The sequence below is a fragment of the Psychrobacter sp. UBA6739 genome (assembly GCF_002453835.1).
GTDB classification, from domain to species: domain Bacteria; phylum Pseudomonadota; class Gammaproteobacteria; order Pseudomonadales; family Moraxellaceae; genus Psychrobacter; species Psychrobacter immobilis_A.
In genome coordinates, this window is the sequence record NZ_DKHR01000018.1 from 165371 (window position 1) to 172169 (window position 6799).

General features: G+C 44.0%; 8 protein-coding genes. 5 read left to right on the forward strand and 3 right to left on the reverse strand.

All coding sequences use genetic code 11. The features are described from left to right. Positions 1–88: 88 nt before the first annotated feature. Positions 89–598, reverse strand: coding sequence for a c-type cytochrome (locus tag B2575_RS04785; protein ID WP_296240381.1), 510 nt, complete (start codon positions 596–598; stop codon positions 89–91). Positions 599–682: 84 nt separating this feature from the next. Continuing rightward, positions 683–1081, reverse strand: coding sequence for a hypothetical protein (locus B2575_RS04790; RefSeq protein ID WP_296240382.1), 399 nt, complete (start codon positions 1079–1081; stop codon positions 683–685). A 408-nt stretch (positions 1082–1489) separates the two neighbouring features. On the opposite strand from B2575_RS04790, the gene rpsU reads away from it, so the two are divergent. Together rpsU and B2575_RS04800 are read left to right on the forward strand one after the other, a co-directional pair. Next, positions 1490–1705 carry a 30S ribosomal protein S21 gene (rpsU, locus tag B2575_RS04795; protein ID WP_010195908.1) on the forward strand — a complete coding sequence of 72 codons (216 nt, stop codon included), beginning with the start codon at positions 1490–1492 and terminating at the stop codon, positions 1703–1705. 144 nt (positions 1706–1849) lie between these two features. Continuing rightward, positions 1850–2299 (forward strand): GatB/YqeY domain-containing protein, encoded by a 450-nt coding sequence (locus B2575_RS04800; protein WP_296240383.1) that lies wholly within the window; start codon positions 1850–1852, stop codon positions 2297–2299. Between the two features lie 47 nt (positions 2300–2346). Here the strand turns inward: B2575_RS04800 and B2575_RS04805 are convergent, their stop codons facing one another. After that, complete coding sequence (locus B2575_RS04805; RefSeq protein ID WP_296240384.1) at positions 2347–4017, reverse strand: M48 family metalloprotease; 1671 nt, start codon at positions 4015–4017, stop codon at positions 2347–2349. A gap of 493 nt (positions 4018–4510) precedes the next feature. Here B2575_RS04805 and B2575_RS04810 point away from each other — a divergent pair, with 493 nt between their 5' ends. From B2575_RS04810 to B2575_RS04820, 3 genes are all read left to right on the forward strand, one after another. Beyond that, entirely contained in the window at positions 4511–4966 is a 456-nt protein-coding gene (locus B2575_RS04810) for a sulfurtransferase TusA family protein (RefSeq protein WP_193009274.1), read from the forward strand. Positions 4967–5207: 241 nt separating this feature from the next. Continuing rightward, a complete protein-coding gene (gene rpoH, locus B2575_RS04815; RefSeq protein ID WP_198329691.1) occupies positions 5208–6071 on the forward strand; it encodes an RNA polymerase sigma factor RpoH in 864 nt (287 codons plus the stop codon). Positions 6072–6134: 63 nt separating this feature from the next. Further along, entirely contained in the window at positions 6135–6512 is a 378-nt protein-coding gene (locus B2575_RS04820) for a DUF423 domain-containing protein (RefSeq protein ID WP_296240386.1), read from the forward strand. The last annotated feature ends 287 nt before the right edge of the window (positions 6513–6799 follow it).

The following is a 6799-nucleotide window of genomic DNA, read 5'->3' on the forward strand; positions in this document are numbered from 1 at the left end:
AAACCGTGCATAAAAAAACCGCCATTGTCAGTCACAATGACGGTCATTTTAACAAATTTCAATGGTCAATATCTCTTAATATACCGGATCAGCTAACTGCTTCAATCATGTAATCTACAGCTGCGTAAACTTGGGCTTCACTGACCTTATCGGTGGCTTGGGCTGGCATCTTATTAAAGCCTTTTGCCGAATGCATGTGCAGCGTCTCTATGCCTTTAGCCAGACGCGGCTCCCACGCGGCTTTATCACCATATTTCGGCGCGTTCAGCAGCCCTCCTTCATGACAAACCTTACAGTTGGTCTCATAAAGCTTGGCGCCTGCATCGGCAGCCAACACTTCTGGCTCCGCAGAGATTTCCTGCACTGGCTCATCTTCAATGACCGTCGTCTCGGTATCTGCCACAGGTTCAGGTGTAACGACTTCAGGTTCGACTATAGGCGCGTCTTCTACCACTACCGTTGTATCGGCAGATTCATTGACAACAGCAGGCTCTTCAACCGCTGCATTGTCACCACTACAAGCAGTGATTGCTAATAGCGCACTTAAACTAATGGCAGATAAGACCAGTTTATTCATACGCTGCTGTTTACTTATCATGATCACACCTCTATTCGATATTTCATGTTAGCGACTGTTTATGACAGCGCATAAATTCAAAACATATCAACACACAAACCGTGATTAGTTCGTAGCTGGTTCAGCGTCAGCAGTAGGCGTTGCCGCCGTATCAGCAGCTGGCACATCTGCACTACTAGCTGGCATATCTGCACTGTCAGCGACAGCAACATCGCTATCCGTTGCATCTGTCATATCAGTAGCATTCGTCCCTGCTTCAGTAGTTGCAGCACCATCTACGGTGCCATCAGCTTCAGTTACTGGCGCTGGAGCCGTTTCTGGGAACTCCATTTTTTCAGCTTCAGGCGCGTTTTTGCGAGCCAGCTCAGCGGCTTCATCAACGCGATCTTTTGCCAATACTTCGTGTGATTCGCCTTCTTTCTCACCACTACAAGCGCTAATGCCAAAGCCAAGAGCAATGATAAATGCGGTACTTAGCGCTGTATTTAGTCCTGTTTTTTTCATTCCAACATCCTCAATAAAATACACATAAAATGGTTAATATACTGACTATTATATGCAAATTATCATAGCATAAACTCCAACCAAACCGTTATAGACAGTAGGGTTTTTATTCATAGTAATTTTATACTTTGCATTTATAGTTTCATTAAAGCTGGAGCAAAAACCTGCGCTCTAACTGCTCTTAGAATTGTCTCTGCGTATTGCCCCTTGCAACTTAATGATAAATATGGATTAATGTGCTAAAATCATTGACTTAACTGACATTTTTTATTAAAATGCTTGCCCTTGTGCTCATGCGCAAGATTATCCTAGTTTGAGCTGATGCCTGTAATCTTGAGATATTACGGCTAAATACTAATACACAGCCAAACTAATGCCCTTATATCTCATCCTAATCGAGGAGTCTTCATGCCTGCAGTTAAGGTTAAAGAAAACGAACCAGTTGACATCGCTATCCGTCGTTTCAAGCGTGCTTGCGAAAAAGCTGGCGTATTATCAGACGTACGTAAGCGTGAGTTTTATGAAAAACCAACGCAAGTACGTAAGCGTAAAAAAGCTGCTGCCGTAAAGCGTTATAAGAAAAAATTACAACGCGAAACTATTCGTACCACTCGTATGTACTAATCGATAATTCGATTAATTAAGTACAAGTGCTACATTAACGCCACTGTTATCCATTGATATCAGTGGCGTTTTTTATGCTACAATTTTTATTATTATTGCTTAAAAATTTGAATAAATACCTCTTAACAAATAAGGATAATAACAATGAGCCAACTTAAACAGACTTTATCAGACAATGTCAAAGTGTCTATGAAAGCGCGTGAGCTTGAGCGTGTCAAAGTACTACGTAACGTGCAAGCGGTTATCAAGCAAATTGAGATTGACCGTCAAATAGAGCTTGATGATGCGCAAGTCTTAGATATACTGCAAAAGCAGCTAAAACAACGCCATGAGTCATTGACTATTTTTACCGAAAATAATCGTGATGATCTGGCAACCAAAGAGCAGTTTGAGATTGATATTATCAATGAGTTTATGCCAAAACAAATGGATGATGCTGAACTTGCGGCTTTGGTCAATGCGGAAATCGCTACACAAGGCGCGACATCTATGCGTGACATGGGCAGTGTGATGGGTGTATTAAAGAACAAAACCGCAGGACGCGCAGACCCTGCGCTCATCTCTAAGCTGGTGAAAGATGCGCTGCAAGGCTAGTAATTAGTGTCATCAAAAGCTAATGACGACAGCGTAAAAATAACCGCCTAAGGCTCAAAGTCTTTGGCGGTTTTTACTGCTTTGATTTCTGCATTGATATTGGCAAGCAATGGACGGGCGCTACTGGCTTGAGCCGTGGTTTGTAGTTTTTCCGCCAGTTGTTTGGCTTGGGTGAGTGACGTCAATGCACTCTCGTAACGACTACTCCATAGTTGGTCATGACTGCGATAGCGTAGCGCGTTAATGGTGGCAATATTTTTCAGGGACGCAGAGTCGGTCGTTTTTGCCAGTTTTTCATTGGCCAGTTGCAGACTTTGCCAAGCATAACGGTCGCTTGGCTGCTGCTCGGTCAGTGGCTTGAGTAGTGCTTGGGCTTTGATTGGCTGATTGCTATTGGTGAGCGCTTCTGCCAAATAAAGACGCAGATCACGACGCTCAGGATAAACACGCTGCTGGCTGGCTAATACGTCCGCCGCTTGTGACCATTTATTCTGCTCCGTTAGAATTTGGCTATGAGTAATTGATAGTAAAGGCTCTATATTTTGGCGCTGCGTAAGCGGCAGTCGATTGATTTCAGCCAGTAAATCGCTTGCCTCTGTGAAGCGTTGTTGTTCGCCATACCAGTTCATCAAAGCCAATTTGGCACCTACGCTATTTTTAGCAGCCGTCATTAGCACTGTCTCTGAGGCATGTTTACCCGTACTTTGGACACGCCAGTAGAGCAGATCAAATAAAGCCTGATGGCGCTGCTGCTGATTTAGTGACAATGAGGGATAATGCTGGGCACGACTTTGCGCTTCACTTAAGCGCTCGTTACTGAGTGGATGCGAGCGTACAAAGCTTGGTAAAAATCGATTTTCAATTTGGTTGAGCTGGCTGCGTTGGTTCATCGTGGCAAAGAATCGCGGCATCGCCCTTGGGTCGTAGCCTGCTTGGGTCATGATTTGCATCCCCACCCGATCGGCCTCGCGCTCATTATTTCGACTAAATGCCATCGTGCTGTTCATCGTCGCCGTTTGGCTGCCCATCATCACTGCCGCCGCGGCATCACCATCGACCGCCGATGCTGCAATCGCTGCCAGCATACCGCCTATCTGCATCAGCAAAGCCTTTTTGCGCTCATCAGCACCACTTTCATAATGGCGCTGGCTGATGTGAGCAACTTCATGCGCCACCACACTGGCAAGCTCATCCATACTGCTAGCGGCCAGAATCGTCCCTGTATTAAGTCCAATGACCCCGCCTGGTGCTGCAAAGGCATTGATACTTGGGTTATCAATGATAACCAAACCCATCGGCGCTTGCTGCCTTGCTTGCGCATTGAGACGCCAAGTCATGTCTTTAACCGTTTCTTGAATCCAAGGATCATGCTCCATTTTGATACGACCATTGACGTTCCGTAACGACCATTCGCCGAGCAATTTGTTTTGATATTGCTCAGCGAAGCTCAAGCCTTGTCCGCGCAAATTGGGCAGATTTAGCTCTTCTGAGCCGGTGGTTTGCCATGAATTATAATTGGATGCCATCGCTTTGCTGCTCGTATTAGCATTATTAAGACTATCCTCACTCATGGCAGCAGTGGTCATCGTCATTAGTACCGCCGACAATGCCAATTTAATAGCGCTCGATAATGCCATCGAACGCGCAGCACTTTTACATTTTTTTCCCTGAGTCATGGGCGCATTACCAAGTATCGATTGTCTATTAAAATGGTTCAAGTGCGTATCCTATGCAAGTGAGTAATGATACTGTTTTTGAAGTAAGGTGTTTTTGAAATAAGATATTTTTGAAGTAAGGTTTTTTCGACTGATTTTTTGACTATACGAGCTTGCTGATATAAGGTCAATTCTAGTCTGCATTCGACTACCAATAACTTAGCTGTCCGTCACTATTGTGCAACATGGCTTTAGTCAATCCCCTATAGAATGGATGTGGTGTCAGGCGCGCGCAGTCTACTATTTTTAGTACTTTTGCTAGCCTTCCTTCTATCTAAATTATCTTGACAGACTATATGTGATTCTAATGAACTGAATGTGACGTTGATTATATTCAACTTCAACTACATATCGGCTATTTGGTATAATGGCATTTCATGACTATAGGATCTGGTCACTGCCGAGTGTCTTTTATGAATTATAGGCACTGTCATTGCGTGTTTGCGAATATTCAATACAATCTAGTACAAACCAAAATATTTATAAGGTTTATTTTATGTCTGCTGATCGTCAGTCAACCACCGTATATTCGCCTTATTCTATAAACTTATCAGCAGATTTGTCTGATACTGAGCAGCAAGACATCAACAACCTGTTAGACTTGTTACCAGCACATACTGTCACTACAGATCATGAGGCGAATGAAACGCAGCCCATTCATGTCCAACGTTTCGTCGATGGTCGCGGACTTGCTTGTCCAATGCCGCTGTTAAAAACCAAAGTGGCATTACGTGACGTCACGGCTGGCGGTTCATTATATGTGGTCGCAACTGATGCCAACTCACAGGCTGATATCACCGCTTTTTGTCAACAAAGCCAGCAAACAAATGCCGCAAGTCAACTGCGATTAATCGTTAGTAGCATGACGGATCAGCCATCAGCGGATAGCTTATCAGCACAGCGTTTCGATACAATATATCACTTCATCATTACTAAAACTGATAGCAACTAAGTGTCGCTATCCTTTACAATTACAACTATAAAGATTTTTATCTGACTATTTGCGTCACTATTTAATCAAGGTCAAGAATATGGCTAATAATTCTATTGATACGGCAAAAACGAATAAAAAAGATGAGGCAGCTCCTATAAAAAACGAAGCACGTGATGCCGCATTAAAAGCTGCCGCCCAACGTCCACCTTATGATGCTAGCGCCTTAGGCGATACTAGCACCCGTGACTTAGTGCCAGCGATGCCGACTCATTTGTCAGCGCCTGGGGTCAATTTGGGCGCTTATATCAACACGGTGCACCAAATCCCAATTTTGACACCAATCCAAGAGCAAGAGCTGGCGCATCGTTATTATGATGAAGGCGATGTAGAAGCGGCGCGTCTGCTCGTGATGTCGCACCTGCGTTTTGTGATTCATATTGCCCGCAGCTACTCGGGTTATGGTTTGCCGCAAGCAGACTTAATCCAAGAGGGCAATCTGGGACTAATGAAAGCTGTAAAACGCTTTGACCCTAATAAAGGTGTGCGTTTGGTGTCATTTGCTGTGCATTGGATTAAAGCAGAAATCCATGAATTTGTGATTCGTAACTGGCGCATTGTCAAAGTCGCGACCACCAAAGCGCATCGTAAACTATTCTTTAACTTACGTAGTCTCAAAAAAACCAACAACCAGCTAACGCTAGAGGAGGCGGATGCCATTGCCAAAGACTTGAATGTCACACGCAAGCAAGTGTTAGAAATGGAGTCTCGGCTTACCTCTTATGACGCCTCGTTTGAAGCGCAATCTAGCGATGACGACGATGGACGTTATGCACCGCAGCTATTTTTAGAAGATGGTATCGATCCTGCCGAGCAGTTAGAAGAAGCAGATTGGGAAGAAAGCAACTCATCTGCATTGATCGCGGCAATGGATACCCTTGATGAGCGCTCACGCGATATCGTCGAGCAGCGCTGGCTCTCTGAGCAAAAATCAACCTTACACGAATTGGCAGCCGTCTACTCTATCTCAGCAGAACGCGTACGCCAAATCGAAAAAAATGCCATGGACAAAATCCGCGAGGCAATGACCATTGATAGCGTTATTTTGCCAGACGATATTCAGTAGCAATTACCTATCAGTAGTGCCTGTCTTTCACCAGCGGTAGTTTTTAGATAATACGAGTTTGTCATGTTAAATTGGATAGGCATTGCGGCGATCAATATGGCCATTGCTATCGCTTTAGGAGCGTTTGGAGCGCATGGCTTAAAAAACATCGCCAGTGCTCAACAACTCGAATGGTGGCACACTGCAACACTGTATTTATTTATACATGCGCTGGGTTTATTACTGGTTGGTCTGTTGATTCGCCTGAAATATGCCACTCAAATCACTGCATGGCTACTACAAATTGGCATTATAATATTTGCTGGTAGCTTATATGCAATGACACTTGGCGCACCACTTTGGTTTGGCGCGATCACGCCTATCGGTGGTGTACTAATGATTGCAGGTTGGCTATGGCTAGCAGTGTCATCATTTAAGATGAACAAATTGGTCGCAAAATAGCCAGTTAAATAAGTAAATTAAATTTTAGAGCATGTCCTCATTTTGAAAATGGAGATAAAAATGAGGACACGCCTTAGTACGCACAAAAGGATAAAAAATCATTAAGGAGTATATTTTATGAGTACCATTATCGTTAATGGTAAGAAACTACAGACTACCCATCAGACCGTGCAATTGGTCATCAATGAGCTTGGTCTTAGCCAAGGTCGTTATGCAGTAGAAGTCGATGGCGAACTGATTCCAAAGAGTGAGCTTGCCCAATTAAGTATCGCTGAAGGTATGAATAT